The organism is Celerinatantimonas yamalensis (assembly GCF_046054155.1).
GTDB classification, from domain to species: Bacteria; Pseudomonadota; Gammaproteobacteria; order Enterobacterales; family Celerinatantimonadaceae; genus Celerinatantimonas; species Celerinatantimonas yamalensis.
In genome coordinates this window covers 107,697-126,112 of record NZ_JBEQCT010000009.1, presented here as the reverse complement: position 1 = coordinate 126,112, position 18,416 = coordinate 107,697, and the positions used below count along the sequence as shown (strand labels likewise).

Annotated in this window: 11 protein-coding genes; 6 read left to right on the top strand and 5 right to left on the bottom strand. The window is 45.5% G+C overall.

Features of this window, described 5'->3' with window-relative positions; all coding sequences use genetic code 11:
- Positions 1-191: 191 nt before the first annotated feature.
- Entirely contained in the window at positions 192-1,604 is a 1,413-nt protein-coding gene (locus tag ABUE30_RS16260; protein ID WP_408624889.1) for an FAD-dependent oxidoreductase, read from the bottom strand.
- Positions 1,605-1,625: 21 nt separating this feature from the next.
- The gene (gene gltB / locus ABUE30_RS16255; RefSeq protein ID WP_408624888.1) at positions 1,626-6,089 is read right to left on the bottom strand and encodes a glutamate synthase large subunit; all 4,464 of its coding nucleotides are present in this window, start codon (positions 6,087-6,089) and stop codon (positions 1,626-1,628) included.
- Between the two features lie 384 nt (positions 6,090-6,473).
- Here gltB and ABUE30_RS16250 point away from each other — a divergent pair, with 384 nt between their 5' ends.
- The 3 genes from ABUE30_RS16250 (at position 6,474) to arcB (ending at position 12,088) form a co-directional block, all read left to right on the top strand.
- Positions 6,474-7,394, top strand: coding sequence for a TIGR01212 family radical SAM protein (locus tag ABUE30_RS16250; protein ID WP_408624887.1), 921 nt, complete (start codon positions 6,474-6,476; stop codon positions 7,392-7,394).
- A gap of 282 nt (positions 7,395-7,676) precedes the next feature.
- Positions 7,677-9,521 carry a sensor domain-containing diguanylate cyclase gene (locus ABUE30_RS16245; protein ID WP_408624886.1) on the top strand — a complete coding sequence of 615 codons (1,845 nt, stop codon included), beginning with the start codon at positions 7,677-7,679 and terminating at the stop codon, positions 9,519-9,521.
- A gap of 224 nt (positions 9,522-9,745) precedes the next feature.
- The gene (arcB, locus tag ABUE30_RS16240) at positions 9,746-12,088 is read left to right on the top strand and encodes an aerobic respiration two-component sensor histidine kinase ArcB (protein ID WP_408624885.1); all 2,343 of its coding nucleotides are present in this window, start codon (positions 9,746-9,748) and stop codon (positions 12,086-12,088) included.
- Positions 12,089-12,156: 68 nt separating this feature from the next.
- Here the strand turns inward: arcB and ABUE30_RS16235 are convergent, their stop codons facing one another.
- Positions 12,157-13,071, bottom strand: a complete 915-nt coding sequence (locus ABUE30_RS16235; RefSeq protein WP_408624884.1) for a lysine exporter LysO family protein — start codon at positions 13,069-13,071, stop codon at positions 12,157-12,159.
- A 679-nt stretch (positions 13,072-13,750) separates the two neighbouring features.
- Here ABUE30_RS16235 and ABUE30_RS16230 point away from each other — a divergent pair.
- On the top strand, positions 13,751-14,053 hold the full coding sequence (locus ABUE30_RS16230; RefSeq protein WP_408624883.1) for a hypothetical protein: 303 nt from the start codon (positions 13,751-13,753) through the stop codon (positions 14,051-14,053).
- A 70-nt stretch (positions 14,054-14,123) separates the two neighbouring features.
- Here ABUE30_RS16230 and ABUE30_RS16225 read toward each other — a convergent pair whose 3' ends face one another.
- Entirely contained in the window at positions 14,124-14,768 is a 645-nt protein-coding gene (locus tag ABUE30_RS16225) for a hypothetical protein (protein ID WP_408624882.1), read from the bottom strand.
- Positions 14,769-14,904: 136 nt separating this feature from the next.
- Between ABUE30_RS16225 and ABUE30_RS16220 the strand changes: the two genes are divergently transcribed.
- Complete coding sequence (locus tag ABUE30_RS16220) at positions 14,905-16,038, top strand: GNAT family N-acetyltransferase (protein WP_408624881.1); 1,134 nt, start codon at positions 14,905-14,907, stop codon at positions 16,036-16,038.
- Here ABUE30_RS16220 and ABUE30_RS16215 read toward each other — a convergent pair.
- Positions 16,035-16,553 (bottom strand): DUF2937 family protein, encoded by a 519-nt coding sequence (locus tag ABUE30_RS16215; protein ID WP_408624880.1) that lies wholly within the window; start codon positions 16,551-16,553, stop codon positions 16,035-16,037. The two genes, ABUE30_RS16220 and ABUE30_RS16215, sit on opposite strands and share 4 nt — an antisense overlap.
- 182 nt (positions 16,554-16,735) lie before the next feature.
- Between ABUE30_RS16215 and ABUE30_RS16210 the strand changes: the two genes are divergently transcribed.
- Positions 16,736-18,163, top strand: coding sequence for an FAD-dependent oxidoreductase (locus ABUE30_RS16210; protein WP_408624879.1), 1,428 nt, complete (start codon positions 16,736-16,738; stop codon positions 18,161-18,163).
- Positions 18,164-18,416: the final 253 nt, after the last annotated feature.

The following is an 18,416-nucleotide window of genomic DNA, read 5'->3' as shown; positions in this document are numbered from 1 at the left end:
CGCGTGGGTTTAGCCGATGTTTTATCACAATGTCAATGATATTGGAGTTTACTTGGATGGTTTGGGCTCATTCCGTTGGTTGCGAAGATGACGAACGAAGGTTCGATTATGGTGATGTGAATTGAAATAGCTTTGTGCATATAAAAAAATCCCTCGCACGGCGAGGGATTTTTATTCAGCTTAAGCTTAGCTTAAACCTCAAGATAATCGAGGATGCCGCCAGCTGCTTTGCGCCCTTCATCGATAGCGGTGACCACTAAATCAGAGCCTCGCACCGCATCACCACCGGCAAAGATTTTGGCATTGCTGGTTTGATAGGCAAATTGACCATCACTGGCCGCGCGGATCCGCTGCCACTGGTCAAGTTCAATACCAGCTTCGCTCATCCACGGTTTCGGATCGGGTTTAAAGCCAAAGGCCATGATAAGTGCGTCGCAATCGAGGGTATATTCACTGCCTTCAATGGGTTGAGGGCGGCGTCTGCCGTGGCTATCTGGCTCACCTAATTCGGTGCGCACGACTTCCACGCCACAGACTTGTTCGTCGCGCAGTGCGACGCTAGTTGGTTGTAAGTTCCAGAGAAACTCAACACCTTCCTCTTTGGCATTTTTAACTTCACGCCGAGAGCCCGGCATATTTTGTTCATCACGTCGATAAGCACAATAGACTTTGCGTGCTCCTTGGCGTACAGCGGTGCGAACGCAGTCCATAGCGGTATCTCCCCCGCCAAGAACCACAACAGTTTTACCACTTAGGTCCACATAAGGATAGCGCTCGGAGTCATAGCCGAGTAAGTGATTGGTACTGGCAATTAAAAAAGGCAGTGCAGCATAGACGCCTTTAGCGTCTTCGTTGAGCAATCCACCTTGAATGTTTTGATAAGTGCCTACACCAATAAAGACCGCATCGAAATTCTCGGTTAACTCGCTAAAGCTAATGTCAACGCCCACTTCGACACCGAGTTTAAACTCGATGCCCATTCCTTCGAAGATCTCGCGGCGACGCTGCATCACCGATTTATCCAATTTAAATGAAGGGATACCAAAGGTGAGTAGTCCCCCAATTTGTGGATGGCGGTCATACACAACGGCTTTGACACCACTACGTGCGAGAACATCCGCACAAGCCAATCCAGCAGGACCGGCGCCAACCACTGCAACCCGTTTATCGCTCGGCTCAACATCCGACAAATCCGGCGTCCAGCCCATTTCAAAGGCTTTGTCGGTAATGTATTTTTCAACATTGCCGATAGTCACTGCACCAAAACCGCTATTCAGTGTACACGAGCCTTCACATAGGCGATCTTGTGGGCACACTCGCCCACAGACCTCTGGTAAGCTGTTGGTTTCATGGCATAATTCAACAGCTTCTAGGATGCGTCCCTCATTGGCCAATTTAAGCCAGTTAGGAATATAGTTGTGTACTGGACATTTCCACTCACAGTAGGGGTTGCCACAGGACAGGCAGCGATCAGCTTGTTGCTGCGCTTGATTGTCATTAAATGGTTCGTAGATCTCAATAAATTGCTGACGGCGCACCGAAATTGATTTTTTCGGTGGATCAATCCGATCGACATCAACAAACTGAAAAACATTTTTACTCATGTGATGTTTATCCCCTGTTCGTTACTGCGCATGGAGCCGAAGCTCAGCCGCCGATTGGCTGGTATGTCCCAGCAGCGACTTCACATCAGATGACTTCGGTTTAACCAGCTTAAACATCGGTAGGTAATGATCAAAATCGGTTAAGATCGCTTCAGCTCGAGGGCTATTCGTTTCTTGCCAATGTTGATTGATGATGCCGCGCAGATGTTCCTGATGAATCGCCAGATCGGTCATTTCTAGTAGTTCGACCATGTCTGTATTGGTCCGTTTTTCAATATCACCGTCTTCATCGATCACATAAGCAAACCCGCCAGTCATCCCAGCTGCAAAGTTAACGCCCGTTTTACCTAAAATCGTCACGATCCCGCCAGTCATGTATTCGCAACCATTGTCACCGATGCCTTCAACGACCGCATGCGTGCCTGAATTACGCACTGCAAAGCGCTCGCCCACGCAGCCTGCAATAAACAAATGCCCACCAGTTGCACCATATAAGCAGGTATTCCCTGCAATCGTGGTTTCATGTGACTTAAAGGCAACCCCGATGTGAGGGCGGATCACGACCTTACCGCCAGTCATCCCTTTGCCGACATAGTCATTCGCATCTCCAGTTAGGATTAAATTCACCCCACCGGCATTCCACACGCCAAAACTTTGCCCAGCTGTTCCGTCTAAATTGATCTCAATTGGATCGCTGGCCATCCCTTGGTTACCGTAATGATTGGCAACCATACCGGATAACGTCGCCCCTACCGACCGATCGGTATTGCGCACTTCATAGCGCAGGCTTGCCCCTGTCTTTTGCTCGATAGCCACGCGAGCATCATTGGCGATCCGTTGGTTTAGCTGGCCGTTGTCAAACGGTGGGTTGTTACTTTGGCAAAATAAACCTGAACCTTGCGACACTTTTGGCTGGTATAAGATCCCGCTTAAGTCCAGTTTGCTTTGTTTACTCGTGTAACCTTTAATGGCTTGTAGCAAATCGGTGCGCCCGATGAGATCGGTTAATTTGCTCACGCCACACAGGGCCATCAGTTCGCGCACTTCTTCGGCAACAAAGCGGAAGTAATTCATCACCGCTTCTGGTTTACCGGCAAAATGTTTGCGTCGTAGCATCTCATCTTGGGTTGCAACGCCTGTAGCACAGTTGTTTAAGTGACAAATGCGCAGGTATTTACAGCCTAAGACCACCATGGGGCCTGTGCCAAAGCCAAAACTTTCAGCTCCTAAAATGGCAGCTTTCACTACGTCTAGACCCGTTTTCAGACCTCCATCGACTTGGAGGCGGATCTTATGACGGAGTCCATTTTCGACCAGTGCTTGCTGGGTTTCTGCCAAGCCTAACTCCCAAGGACTCCCCGCATATTTCACCGATGTAATCGGGCTCGCCCCAGTACCACCATCATAACCAGAGATGGTAATCAAGTCGGCATAAGCTTTGGCGACCCCAGTGGCGATCGTACCAACGCCTGGTTCGGACACAAGTTTGACCGAGACTAATGCTTTTGGGTTGATCTGTTTGAGGTCGAAAATAAGCTGCGCTAAATCTTCAATAGAGTAGATATCGTGATGCGGTGGTGGAGAAATTAAGGTGACACCCGGCACGGCATATCGCAATTTAGCGATCTCGACACTTACTTTATGGCCCGGTAGTTGTCCACCCTCTCCAGGTTTGGCTCCTTGTGCCACTTTGATCTGAATCACATCGGCATTCATCAAGTAGTGCGGAGTGACACCAAAACGACCCGAAGCAATCTGTTTGATTCTTGAATTGCGCTCGCTATGAAAACGATTGGGATCTTCACCGCCTTCCCCTGAATTAGACTGCCCGCCTAAGCGATTCATGGCAATGGCGAGGGTTTCATGAGCCTCACGCCCGAGTGCGCCAATAGACATGGCAGCGGTGTCAAAGCGAGGGAACAATGCGCTGGCAGGTTCAACCTCATCCAATGCAATACCTTGCTCTGGTGGGTTTAAACGAAGCATATCGCGTAAGGTCGCAACAGGGCGTTCATTGACCAATTTAGCAAACGCTTTGTAGAGTTGATAATCGCCACTTTGTGTAGCCGCTTGTAACGTGGTGACAATATCTGGGTTATAAGCGTGGTATTCACCACCATGGATATACTTGAGCAGTCCGCCAGCAGGTAACTTACGACGTTTTAACCAAGCTTGGCGAGAAAGATTTAATAGGTCTTGATGTAAGTCGTCAAAATCAGCGCCACTGATGCGACTGGCAACGCCATTGAAGCAGCGTTCAACCACTGATTCATGCAATCCAATCGCTTCAAAAAGCTGCGAACAGCGATAGCTTGCCACTGTCGAAATCCCCATTTTTGACATGATCTTGTACAAGCCTTTGTTGATCCCACTGCGATAATTATTGATTGCAGTGCGCAAATCATGGGGGATTGAACCATTATCCACCAACGTTGCCAGTGACTCATAGGCTAAGTAAGGGTAGATGGCGGTCGCACCAAAGCCGAGCAATACGGCAAAATGATGAGGGTCACGTGCTGAAGCTGTTTCAACTAAGATGTTGGTGTCACAGCGTAGTTGCTGTTGCAGCAATGCATGTTGTACTGCGCCAACCGCCATAGGGGCTGGGATTGGCAATGTATCCTTACTAATATCGCGATCAGATAGGACCAATAACACTGAGCCCATTTTCGCTGCGGTAACGGCTTCGTTGCAAACGCGAATAATGGCTGCTTCTAAACCTTCTTCTTGCGGGTAATTCAAGCTAATCACGGTGGAGCGGTAGTGTTCTTGATCAAGCTCTAAGAGCTGTTGTAAATCACTATATACTAATACTGGAGAGCTAAACGTATAGCGCGCTGCGTGTCCAGTGGTTTCACGAAAGACGTTTTGTTCTCGGCCAATACAGGTAGCCAGAGACATGACGTGTGCTTCACGCAGTGGGTCAATCGGCGGATTGGTGACTTGTGCAAATTTTTGTCGGAAGTAATCATAGATAATGCGGCTATGGCTAGAAAGAACCGCCATCGGGGTATCATCGCCCATTGATCCGACCGCTTCTTGGCCATTTTCACCTAGTACACTGATTACCTGTTCGAGCTCTTCTTTGGAATAGCCGAATAGTTTTTGGTAGGTTAACAGCTGTTTGTCATCAAAGCTGCGTTCACCGATGTAGTCATCAGGCAGCTCATCAAAAGGTTTGATGCGGTGGAAGTTTTCATTGAGCCATTGGCGATAGGGATGGCGCGCTTTGAGATCTTGATCGATGGCAAACGAGGTCCACAATTTGCTGGTGTAGGTGTCTATCACCAACAGTTCGCCTGGGCCAACGCGTCCTTTTTCAATGACTTCATCGGGAGAGTAATCCCAGATCCCAACTTCGGAGGCCAGCGTAATTAGTTTATCGTTGGTGATCACATAACGCGCCGGACGTAGTCCGTTGCGATCTAAACCGCAGGCGGCAAATCGGCCATCGCTCATCACGATCCCAGCTGGCCCATCCCAAGGCTCCATATGCATGGAGTTAAAGTCGTAGAAGGCTTTGAGATCGTCATCCATAGCCGGATGATGCTGCCAAGCAGGTGGGACGAGCAGACGGAATGCTCGGAACAAATCCATGCCGCCGGCTAAAAATAGCTCTAACATATTATCCAATGAGGATGAGTCAGAACCGTCTGTATTGACAAAAGGTGCAGCGCTTTGCAGGTCAGGCAATAGTGGTGAACTAAATTTGTAAGAACGCGCTTCAGCCCATTGACGGTTACCGGTGATGGTATTGATTTCACCGTTATGCGCTAAAAACCGGAATGGCTGTGCTAGTGGCCACTTCGGCGATGTGTTGGTTGAAAACCGCTGGTGGAACAAACAGATACTACTTTGCATCCGAATGTCCGCTAAATCTGGATAAAACCGCGGTAGATCCGCAGGCATACAGAGCCCTTTGTACACGGTCACTAAGGTTGACAGTGAAGCAATGTAGAACTCTTTATCAGTTTTCTCTAATTGTTTTTCAATCCGCCGGCGTGCAATGTAGAGTCGGCGTTCTATATCCTTGGCGACCCAGCCTGCAGGCGCATTAATGAAAATTTGCTCAATTTGTGGGCGGTTTTGTTTGGCAATGTCACCGAGTACGCTGTCCTCAATTGGGACTGCTCGCCATCCAACGACTGTGAGCGTTTCTTGTTCGAGCTCTGTGCGGATTACTCGCCGCGCATTTTCGGCCAAGATCGGGTCGGTATTTAAAAAGACCATCCCAATGGCGTATTTGCGGCCAAGGTTCCAATTTTTTTCTTCAGCAATTGCCCGGAAAAAAGCATCTGGTTTTTGCATTAACAAACCACAGCCGTCACCTGTTTTGCCATCGGCTGATATGCCGCCGCGGTGCTGCATACGCGTAAGGGCTGATATGGCGACACGAACGAGTTTATGGCTTGCTTCACCCTCCATGTGGGCGATTAGGCCAAAACCACAGTTATCTTTTTCCAGGGTCGAGTCATAAACTGACATGACACTTCTCCTTGCACTTCCCTTTGATGGTTGCTGTTGTTGTGAATGGGGAGGTGAATTAATCGTTATAGTTATAGGTTATCGCTAACCTTATTTGAGTTAAGGCTATTGGCGAACTTACCAAACTAGCGAGAATCTTCACTAAGGTCAATTATCAAATGACAAGTCATGTTAAATCCCCCTATAAAATGCTAAATAATCTGCGATTTTTCCCCGTTATAGTGGTCAAATATGCCGTTTATTTTGAAAAACCTAGCAAACTATTTGGTATAACAGGTTGAATCAGAAAAAATATTTTGATTTCAAATGCGCAGGTTTTGATCTAAACAGGTCGATTTGTGGTCGAAGTGGATTAAACTGCAGTTTTTTATTTGAGGTATTGCTGTGCAATTAACCGATTACGTGCATACGTTAGGGCAATATTGGCGTGAACGTTATGGTTGCCGAGTCAGAAAATTAGCGATAGATGCGCATTTTAGCTGCCCGAATCGGGATGGTTCAATTGGCCGTGGTGGTTGTAGTTTTTGTAATGTTGCGTCATTTGCCGTTCCCGCTCATTCTGAGTCTATTGCTCAGCAGCTACAAGCACGTAAGGCGGAGATGAAGCATCAGGATATTGTCTATATGGCTTATTTCCAAGCATATAGTAATACCTATGGTGAGTATCAACAGCTTCAAATACTTTATCAACAAGCCTTAGCTGACCCGCAAGTGATGGGATTATGTATTGGTACTCGTCCTGATTGTGTCAGTGATGAAATTTTGCAACTGTTAGCGGATTATCAAGCGCAAGGCAAAGAAGTTTGGTTAGAGCTCGGGCTGCAAAGCGCTCAAGATCGAACGTTAAAGCGTATTAATCGGGGTCATGATTTTGCCTGTTATCAAAATACAGTGGAGCGCGCTAATGCTTATGGCATTGCAATTTGTACGCATCTTATCATTGGACTACCTGGTGAGCAGATGTGTGACTATCAAAATACATTGCGCCGTGTGCTTGCTCAAGGCGTACAGGGAATTAAATTGCATCCATTGATGGTCGTTGAGGGAAGTCTCATGGCTAAAGCTTGGCGAGCCGGAAAGGTGTCGATGCAAAGCTTGGATGACTATGTAAAAGTGGCGGGGCAGCTCATTCAAATGACTCCCCAAAAGGTGATCTTTCACCGCGTCTGCGCTACTGCTCGCCCTCCGACCCTATTAAGTCCTGATTGGTGTGCCCAGCAATGGCCACCCTTGACCGAGATAACACGTTATTTGGCAACTTATGGTGGGCAGGGAAGTCAATTACAGGGCCAATTGGTGCATTGACTTTATCAATATCAACCGCGTTTGAATTGAGCTATATCTTGTAAGAACCGCGCGTCAGTGAGTGCCGATTACTGTATATAGGCTACGCTAGATTAAAAGTATGAGCGCTAATTTCACCTTAAATAGCTATTCACATCCTTTCAAGAGTGTGGAAAATGGGGGACGTTATCCTTGGTCGTGAAATGCAATGGCTCTTCGAGGGATTTTGTGACGATTGCCCATATCTACAATGAATACCAATAATGATGTGAATCAACACTAATAACCGCACGGGATATGTTAATGGACCAACTTTCAATATTAGTTTTTCCACTGTCTTGGTTGTTAGGGGGTGGGAGCTTTAGCATTGTTGTTATCTTACTGATTTGGTTGAATATTCGACGTGGAGTTGATGCAACCTCGCAATCATTCGCGCGAAATAGTATCAGTGCTATGCTCATTATTAATGAGCGAACGCAACATATTCTATTTGCTAATCCATACGCACAAGAGCTGTTGCCCCTTATGCGCCAAGGGCGCCATTGGGAGTTTGTGCCCAATGAGTTGGTGGACTCTTTGTTCGCTGTGCTCAACGTGAGTGAGGAACCTAGCAAAGGTGTGCAATGGCTATTGCCCAAGGGAAAGTCTTCACAAGTGGTTCGTTTGTATGCTTGTCAGGGGCGTTATCTTGGCAAAAAAGTGTGGTTTATCAGTGGGTATAATGATGATGTGGCGTATCAACAAAAAACAGCGTTAACGAAACAGGTTAAGCAACTGTATGACGCGTTTAATTCGCTACCTAATTTTACCTACTATCGTGATCTCGATGGTCGTTTGTTAGGATGCAATCAAGCTTGGGCCCACTATCGGGGTTTATTGCCACAAGATGTTGTCGGTAAGTATTTGGCTGATATATTGACCCAAGATGAATTGCAATATGAGCAGAGCCATGCCAATCGAGTTTTAGAAGGCGATACTCAAGCGGTGCAAGATTGGCTCGTGATGGAAAATGGGAAGCGTTGTTTGATTGAAACCAACTATTATCCATTGCGTGATGGAAAACAGAATTTACGGGGGATCTTGAGTGTTTCTACCGATGTCACCAATTGGTATCAACTTAATCAAGCGCTTGAGCAAGAGAATCAGCAGCGATTATTAACCGAAAAAGCCCTCAATAAACAAAACAATCTGATACGTTCTGTATTTAATGCCTCGCCAGATCCGATAGGTTTCATTGATGATCACGGAGTGATCACCGGCGGCAATCAGCCATTTGCGCAGCTTTTTAATTTAGAGCAAAGAGAACTGATTAATCGAAGCTTAAGTGAGCTGTTACCTGTTGATGATGCAACTTTTCATCTTGAACAAAACCTTAGTTTATTTCATACCGGTGCGAGTGCTCGCTATGAGCAAATGATGGAAATACCATCGACAGGAGAGACGGCTTGGTATGAGATCTGTAAAGCGCCTTACCATGACCGCGTCAGCGAAGAACGTGGCATCGTGATTATTGCTCGCGATATTTCAGAGCGCAAAAAAACTGAGAAGAAGTTGGCTGAAGCGGTGACCCAACTTGAAGCATTGAGTTTTCTTGACGGATTAACCCAAGTCGCTAATCGTCGCAGCTTTGATGAGCGCTTACCAGAACAGTGGAATATTCATCAACGAGGCGAACAGCCATTGTCGTTATTGATGATCGATATCGATTGTTTTAAAGAGTATAACGATAATTATGGTCATCAACTTGGTGATGATGTTTTACGGCAAGTTGCCAATATGGTCAAAACAAACGTTAAACGTAACAGTGATTTAGTGGCTCGTTATGGCGGTGAAGAGTTCGTGGTATTAATGCCACAAACTGATCTAGATGGCGCAATCCTCATTGCTAAGCGGTTATTAGCGCAGACTGAAGATCTGGCGATTATTCATGAATATTCACAAGTGACCGAGCGTCTTACGATTAGTATCGGCGTTGCATGTGCGTCATCGTATGGCAATTATCAACCTGCTGATTTGCTGCAAACCGCTGACCTTTGTCTATATCAAGCAAAACGAGAAGGGCGAAATACGTATCGAGCCAGTCAACTGAAGAATGTTCGAAATTTACCTTCTTTTTCATCACGTGGGAAAAAGTCTGCTGATGCTTAAATAATTCGCCTATCTATCAATACGAAAGCTGCCATGCTTTGTGCTTGTCGTCTGTAAAAGAGCAGCTTTGCGGTGTAAGTAAATGCAAGCAACGTGCAGTTTTATGGTACTGCGATGCGCTAAAGCATGTTTGTCTGTCTTTTGCTTTGGCATAATATCCCAACGTATCGGTAGAATATGCTGCTGTATTTGTTTGACTTGCTCTGAACCTATGGGTAACCCTTATGGATGATAATTTGATCGTTAAGCCACTGCGTAATTTAGCACATTATTATGTGCATTTATTATCCCGTCTGGGCCTAGTTAAATTCACACTTAGTTTGGCCAGTTTAATTATTGTGGCAGCTCTTGCGATTCAGATGTTGTTCACGTTTATATTGACGGGTTCTGTTTCTCAAGTTGATGTGGTTCGCTCGGTTTTTTTTGGTCTGATTATTACCCCTTGGGCCGTTTTTTTTATGACGGTGGTGGTTGATCAATTAGAAGAGTCTCGTCAGCGTCTCACGAAGATGATCCGCAAGTTAGAGAAGATGCGCTCGCGTGATCTTGAACTTAATAAAAAACTAAAAGAAAACATTAGCTTACTCAATAATGAGATTAAGGTGCGCACCCGCGCCGAGCAAGCATTGCAAAATACCATGAAGGAACTTCGCCAAGAAGTGCGAATTCGTCAACAAGCACAGGATGAATTAGAAGAACGTAGTGCGCTGTTACGCAGTTTTCTAGATACCTCTCCAGATTTGGTTTTTTATCGTAATAAGGCTGGAATTTTTTCTGTCTGTAACCGAGCCATGGAAAAACTGACGGGTAAAACAGAGCCGCAGATGATCGGATTAACTCCGATGGAAGTCTATGATGAGGATGTGGCGCACTTTGAAATAGAAACCGATCAAACGGTTTTCGCCAGCGATGAGAGCATGACTTATGCGCAGTGGTTAACGTATCCTGATGGGCGAAAAGCTTATTTTGAACTACATAAAGTGCCATTTTATAGTGCTGATGGCAATCGTCTGGGGTTATTAGGGTTTGGCCGTGACATTACTGAGCGCAAACACTATCAAGAGAATTTAGAGAAAGCCAGTCGCGAGAAAGCGGAATTTATTTCAACACTGAGCCATGAGCTGCGAACCCCTTTGAATGGTGTTGTTGGGTTGAGTCAAATTTTGCTTGATAGCCCATTGAACTCAGAGCAGCGCCAACAATTACAAACCATTTATATTAGTGCTGTAACCCTTGGCAATATCTTCAATGATGTTATCGATCTGGATAAGTTAGATCGACGCCGTTTTAGCGTTGCTAAGGTGCCCATGGAACTGCCATCTTTTATTCACGATCTTGAGCACCTATCGACATTGCAACTTGAAGCTAAAAAGCTCGTTCTTACAATGGATTACCCAGAGAATCTTCCCACTTGGGTTGAAACTGATGCAACCAGATTGCGCCAAGTGCTGTGGAATATTATTAGTAATGCTGCCAAGTTTACCGAGAAAGGTGGGGTAACGGTGCACATTCGTGTGGAGAATCGCAGCGCGACCGCTTGTGAACTGGTATTTGCCATTGAAGATACTGGAATTGGCATCCCACAAGATGAGCTAGGAAAGATCTTCGCTATGTACTATCAGGTTGAAAATAGCCGTCAATCCACGGGAACGGGTATTGGTTTAGCCGTGTCCCAGCAGTTTGTCCAAGCGCTTGGCGGTGAGCTCACTGTAACCAGTCAAGTAGGGGTCGGCACTTGTTTTACCATTCACCTGCCAATGACTATTTGTGATGCAGAGGTCATTAATGAAGATGATGAATTGCCACCATTGCATTTATTACTCGTCGAAGATGTCGAATTGAATATTCAGGTAGCTCAAACCTTACTGGAAAAACAAGGGCATGAGATACAGGTCGCTAGAACAGGACAACAAGCGCTTGATTTAGTCGAGCAGAATGATGATTTCGATGTGTTGCTGCTCGATATTCAACTCCCTGATATGACGGGGTTAGAGTTGGCCGATAAGTTGCGAGCCCGTTTTGGTAAAAGGCTTGCTCCTATGTTGGCGTTGACCGCTAATGTGGTGAACCGTAAGCAAGATTACTTACGCCATGGAATGGTTGATGTGGTACGTAAACCGTTATCAGTGAAAGCGATAAATAAGGTGTTTAACCGTTTGTTTTCGCTTGATGCAAATACTGAAGAGCGCTTCGATGATGCGCTGCAACCAGAAAAACTCAGCGAAGATGGGATCTTAAATGAAACCTTGCTTGATGAATTTTGTGATGCCTTAGGTGCAGACGGCATGCTACAAAATGTTGAGTTGTTTGAGCGCACCATTGACAGTTACCTTGATGTATTAAAGTCGAACTTAGTGGCGCAAGATCATGATGGCATTGTCAGTGAAGCGCATAAGATCAAAGGAGCTGCCGGTTCAGTGGGGTTGGCGCGGATGCAGTATGTGGCCAATCAAATGCAAAGTCCCGATTTACCAGCGTGGCAAGATAACTTAAACCGTTGGTTTGATGAGCTCTGTGATGCTCGGCAGCAAGATATTGATGTATTGCGGCAGTGGCTTAACCAATGAGCGGGGCACACGTCATTCAAGGGCATTTGAGTTACAGTCATCAAAGCGCATGGGATTAAATGCCGTTGCTATGGATGATAAAAAGATAACCAGATAGCTATTAATGCCGGACACGCCAACGATAGAATAAAACCGCTGACAATGGCGACCGGCACACAGCGTGCGCCACCCGTGCGAGAAATAATAGGCAAAGTAAAATCCATCGAGGTAGCCCCGCCATAACCAATGGCGCACGCCGCAGAAAAGGGCATGAGCAGCGGGATCAAGAATATCGCTAGCAATTCACGGAATAGGTCGATAAAAAAAGCACTACTGCCCATCAGCGCATTCACTTGCCCACTAATTAAAATGCCTGACAATGAATACCAACCAAAACCACTGCCCAGCGCTAACGCTAATGGATGAGGCAGATCTAAAATCCAACCTGCTAGAAGCGTGGCTGGAATAGTGCTAATAATAATCGTTAGCGCAATCAGTATGCCTCGGTGATCCAATAAAATCTGTCGCAAGCTGAGCTCACTGGCGCGAAGCTGTAAGCCAATGAGTGCCAGTAACAGCATTAAAATATAATCGCTCAGCTGAGCTTGATAGGGCAGATGCCAATGACCGATGAGACCGACAATAAAACCGAAGGCGACTAATCCCACCATGAAGAGTGAATCTTTAAACATTTGTGGGCTAATGCGTACTTTTTGCGATTGCGATACGTTCACAGGAATGACTAAATAGCGATGCATCATCGTGAGCGCGCTAATATTAAAAAGGCTCACTAATCCCACAAATACGCCACAGATCATGCTTAGACGAGTTAAGTTAGCACTTAAATGATCAATAAAAGCTAGGTTATAGCCCATTAATGTTAAGATAAGATAAATCATTTTGCTGCAAGCGCGATTCACCCAATTGATTAATCGAGTCTGCTTGATTGAAATAGCATAACCAATAAATAATGGCGCGAGTATGAATGTAATATTTAGCAGCATCAACTTTCCTAGTGCAGTGGTTCATCAATGACAAGGTGAGTGTGTTTCGACCTGGGGAAAAGCCGCTTTATCATACGTGATGCTTATGAACTTTCAATCATGGTTTCTATTCTAAAGCGATATAGTGGGCCTAATGATTAGTCGTCAATCAATTTATATTCATATCTTTTGGATAGTAAGCCCTCACAATTAGTGAAATTATCGAATTATTAGCTATTTGACAGAGTAAAATATATATTTATAAAAAAATACAAGATAATCAAATTTTTTAACTTTAACCAATAGTATTCACAGATAAAACTTGTTAAATTATCTGCTAATTACTTATCTATTTAAACAGTTTAACGGGGGCTTATATGACAACTTCAATGATGCATTGCGAATCCCCGACTCAAACTGTTTGTCCATTACAAGTCGATGCGAAAGTCTCTATATTGATGGTCCTCATGCCAAATGATGACCAATTATGATAACTCGCGACGCTTTATTCTCTCAAACCTTTTGCGTCAGTGCGCAAACCGCCAAACCTACCCATACCTGTAATCAGCCAGATTGGTTGACTGTGAGCTCGTAAGTAGTGTTTGTATCACGGGCTGCGCAGTTGTAGCGTAGTTCGTGTTTCTATATACATCTATCTGCATCTGTGCTCCCTAATTAATCATAATTATAGGGATGTATCATGTTAGCTATTAAACTCAAATTTGTTCAATGGTTACTCGACTTTTTATTAGGCTATCAAGGTCGTTTGGAAACGCGGCGGTGGTTAAAAGAGCTTCGTTCAATGCAATATTCTGCACCTAAAGGTTTGAGCTCTCATCTTTATCAAGATATAGGGCTGAATCTTCCGGGCGAGCCGAAAGCTGCGCCAACTAAACAACCTCAAGCTGCGCCTTTACGTAAGCATCAACGTCGCACAAGCATCAATGCTCGCCTGCATCTGCTACGTTGGCCGTCAACGCGACGAAGGTCGAATATTCGTTAATTGATTGTGTCTTAGCAAATCAAAAAAGCCCCCATGGGGCTTTTTTTGACGATAAAGACTTATGCGTTAATCAATGGGTGATATTTAACCACAATAACGATTGATGATTCGCTAGTGGAATATGGCCACTGGCACAAATAGGCAGCCCGCGGCTAAATAGCGACTCATTCGATTGACTTTGTTGACGTTGGTAGCCTGTCCCTTTAATTATTTTTTGTGAAAGTTGTCCAGCTAAAATGACTTGCTGGCGCTCTTTTAAGATGTTTTGTTTTAAGAGTAACTGCGGCGAATAATGGCCTGTAATGGTCGTGACCAATGTGATGGATTGCCCATTCCCTTGGGCGAGGACCACCCAAACATCCGGATCTTTCCCACTGGATTGGTTAAATGCCCCTAATGCATTAAATTGTGGCGATTGCCAGATTAAGGCACTGACATATCCGTGAACTGGCCGACTGAATTTGTGTGGCCACGGGGTGATGTTTAGTTTTTCTTGCAGTGCTTGAAGTTGTGCTTGGGCTTGATGTGCGTTTAAATGTGTAATGATCAATGCATTAGAGTGCTTAAGTCGGTCGGTGACCTGTGATGAAAAATGGGCTTTAAGGCTTTTTGCCTGTAACAGACTGAGTGTTAATGCATCGCTTGGGCAATCATCAAACTGCAGGTCATTAGGCGATAATCCCAAAGTCTTCACATCATCGCTAGCGTAGCTCATAACAGGCTGCATGAGAGCCAGTATGACGAATAATTTGAAAATATTTTGATAGTTCATAACGCGTTTCATTGGCCAATAGAGTGATAGGATAGCCTGATAGTGAGAATCAGAGCAACTTGAAATGTGGGAGCCCCCAATGCAGTCTGTACACAGTCAATGGATTACACAGCTCAGTACGTGCCCACAGGTTTCTTGGCAATTACTACAAGGTAGTGAACAGCCGTTTACCTGTTATAGCTATTTGAACATTCTAGAGCAAACCCATTGTGTAGGCCAAGGTACGGGGTGGAAACCGATGCACTGGTTGTTATGGCAAGGTTCCCAATTGTTAGCCGCTGTGCCTGGCTATTTAAAGCTGCATTCCTTTGGTGAATATGTATTTGATTGGAACTGGGCAGAAAGTTATCAGCAGATGGGGCTTGATTACTACCCAAAATGGATCAGTGCCATCCCTTTTACGCCTGTGACAGGCGCGCGATTATTGTTGGCCGCTGGGGTTGATGAACAAATTGTCTGGCCCTATTTACAAACGGCTTTAAGTGAACTCGGTGAGCAATTTAAACTCAGTGGCAGTCATTGGTTATTTACCCCCAGCGAGCAACGCACTCCTCAGCCGTGGCTTCGCCGACAGCACTTGCAGTATCATTGGCACAATCGTAATTATATGCAATTTAGTGATTTTTTATCCCAGCTGACTTCTCGTAAGCGAAAGATGATTAACAAAGAGCGCCGAGCCGTTGCCGAGTATGGTATTAGCATCCGCTGTGTGGAAGGGCGCGATTTGACTGAATCAATGTGGCAATGTTTGTTGGCGTGTTATCAGCAAACCTATTTAGAACACAGTGGTCATGAGGGCTACCTTAATGCGCAGTGGTTTACTCAGTTACGCCAGCAGATGAGTAAGTACATCATGGTGTCATTCGCTGAACATCAAGGGCAATTGATTGCCGCCAGTCTATTCTTTGTGGGCAGAGATACCTTATATGGCCGTTATTGGGGCTCTCTGGCCTATGCAAAACTGCTACATTTTGAACTGTGCTATTATCAAGGCATTGACTATTGTATCACCCATCAATTGGCGCATTTCCATGCCGGTGCACAAGGCGAGCATAAGCTGCTACGAGGTTTTGAGCCAACTTATTGTGACTCCTTCCATTATCTTAGTGATCGCCGTTTTGCGGGGGCTCTTGCTTCGTTGCTTGAGCAAGAGCAGCGACAGGTGCATGAGCAATATCAACATGCACTGAGCGTATTACCCTATCATCGCTAACGCAGCGGATTGGCGTTAAATAAGCGCCGTTTGCGGTGAAATAGCTGCATGAGTAGGTTCTTGATCATCATAAGAAATAGTGCACTAATCAAGCCGCACAGTAATGCTGAAGAGCTTAGGGCAATACCGAGTTGAAAATGCTCAGCGGTTGCCCACATCAGTTGTGGTTGAGGATAGCGAATGAGCGCCCAGACTTGCTGATATAAAAAAGGTTGATTGAGGGCACTGACGGTTGCGCGGAGGCTCTCATGAGTCGCTTGAGTGTTGCTGATGAGGGTGGCAGTTTTACGACTGATGCTCTGTTGACTCTGGCGTAATTGAGTTGTTAGTTCAGTTAATGAGCTTAACTTTTCATCGTTAGCCATCTGTTGAAACTGGCCTAGTAACGCTTGATTGGCTTGCAAAAAGCCTTCGACGCGTTGCTGATAAAGGCTGATAAATTGCGGAAGTTGCATCGCAAAGATAAACATAGCAATAAACAATAAACGGTCAACAATTCCGTATAAAAAACGCATAGCAACTCCCTTAAAACGACTATTAGGCTATCCAATAGCGAAAACGACCCATATGGTCATTCTTTTATCATAGAAATGGGGCGTAAAAATAGTATTAAACCGATTACCGCAAAATTTGTCGGGTTTATTTTATGCAGAGGCGGATTACAATAGCTTTATCGTTTGTAATAAGTGGTAGAAATATGCGAAACCCCAAGCCTTTTCGAGTCGCTATTATCGGTGGTGGTGTTGCCGGTAGCATTTGTGCGCTGCGATTAGTGGAAGCTGGTCTTTCTGTGAGTTTATTCGAACAAGGGCCTGAACTGGTTAATGGCCCGCCTATCTGCCATTTACATGCAGGTGGCAGCCTATATCGAGAGCTCAGTGACGCGCAGTGTATCACCCTGTTAGAACAATCCATCACCACTGCCCGAAGTTTTCCTCAAGCACTGCGAGCGCGACCTACTTTAATCGCTGTACCGAAGCGCGATCCCGGTCGGGTGGAGGACATTATTCCACGTTTAGATGGTCTAGTTGCCCATTATCGACACCTCATTGAATGCTGTCCAGCTAACCAAGTATTAGGCAAGCCTGAGCATTATTATCAATTGTTTAGCCGCAGTGAAGCCGAGCAATTGGCCCGTCAGAGCGTGCCGCGTGAAGCGAAACAGGCCCAAGATTGGTTGATCAATGCCGTGCAACGCTTAGATCTTGATAAACTTAAATTTCCCCTTGTGCTAGTGCAAGAATATGGTGTCAGTTTATTTAGAGTAGCGGCGTGTATTGAACAAGCGGTTCGCCAACTGACTCAGTTTGATGTGCATTTGAATAGCGCTATTGAGCAGATCGAACCTACCTCGGCTGGTTTTTGTCTGCATTATCGACAGTTGCAACAACGCCAGCATATGGAAGTGGATTATCTGATTAATGCAGCAGGATATCGCAGTGGTGACATAGATGATCTATTAGGCATACATAAACAGCGCTTAGTGGAATTTAAAGCAGCCTATTTGGCGAGGTGGGCACATTTTAGTGGTCCATGGCCTGAGATTGTCATCCATGGTCAGCGTGGTACTAAAAACGGGATGGCCCAGTTGACTCCCTATGGGCAAGGTGTGTTTCAACTACATGGTATGGCACCTGGTATTACGTTATTTGAACAAGGGGTGGCCCGCAGCAATGCACAAAGTGCCCAGCCGCAGTTGCCTACTAACTTAGCGCCTTTAGCACAAGGCTGCTGGCCTGAGCCATTAGCTGCTGAGCGCACGCAAGCTGCGATTGCTCATCTGGCAGAGTTTTTACCTGAATTTGCCAAGGCTACATGGCTTGCTAAGCCGATGTCTGGAGCTCAGCAAATTCCGGGGGAAGACCTGAATCAGCGGGTAAGTGGAGCTAGTTTTGTTGGTGAACGGTATGCACGCAGTGAAATTGTGAAGTTTTCCTCAGCATTAGCCGCGGCCGACGATATTTTGAGTGCACTAAGTCAGTTTACCAAGTGTTCGATGGCGCACCTTGGTCAACCGTTAACGATACCAGCCAGTTACAGTAGTGAGCAGATCAATCCACTCGCGAGGATAATTGTCTCGAGGCGTCATTATCCAGAGGCTTTGGCGGCGCAGATACTCGCTTAATTGGATGTAACTACTACGCTTTGGCAAACAGCAAGAGCCATTGCGTAGCAATGCCTGGATAGATATTTTACCTGTTCAGGCAAGTGATCCCATTGTTTGGCTTTTTAGCTTGCTCTGGTTATTGCTTTGCATTCCGTCGTAACTTGGGTGCAATGATATTCACCATTACTGCATTACCCTTCTATTTGCAATTGAGCGCTTGTGTGCGCAACATCGTGTTAATTAAATCAAATCATATTTACAGCGTTTATCA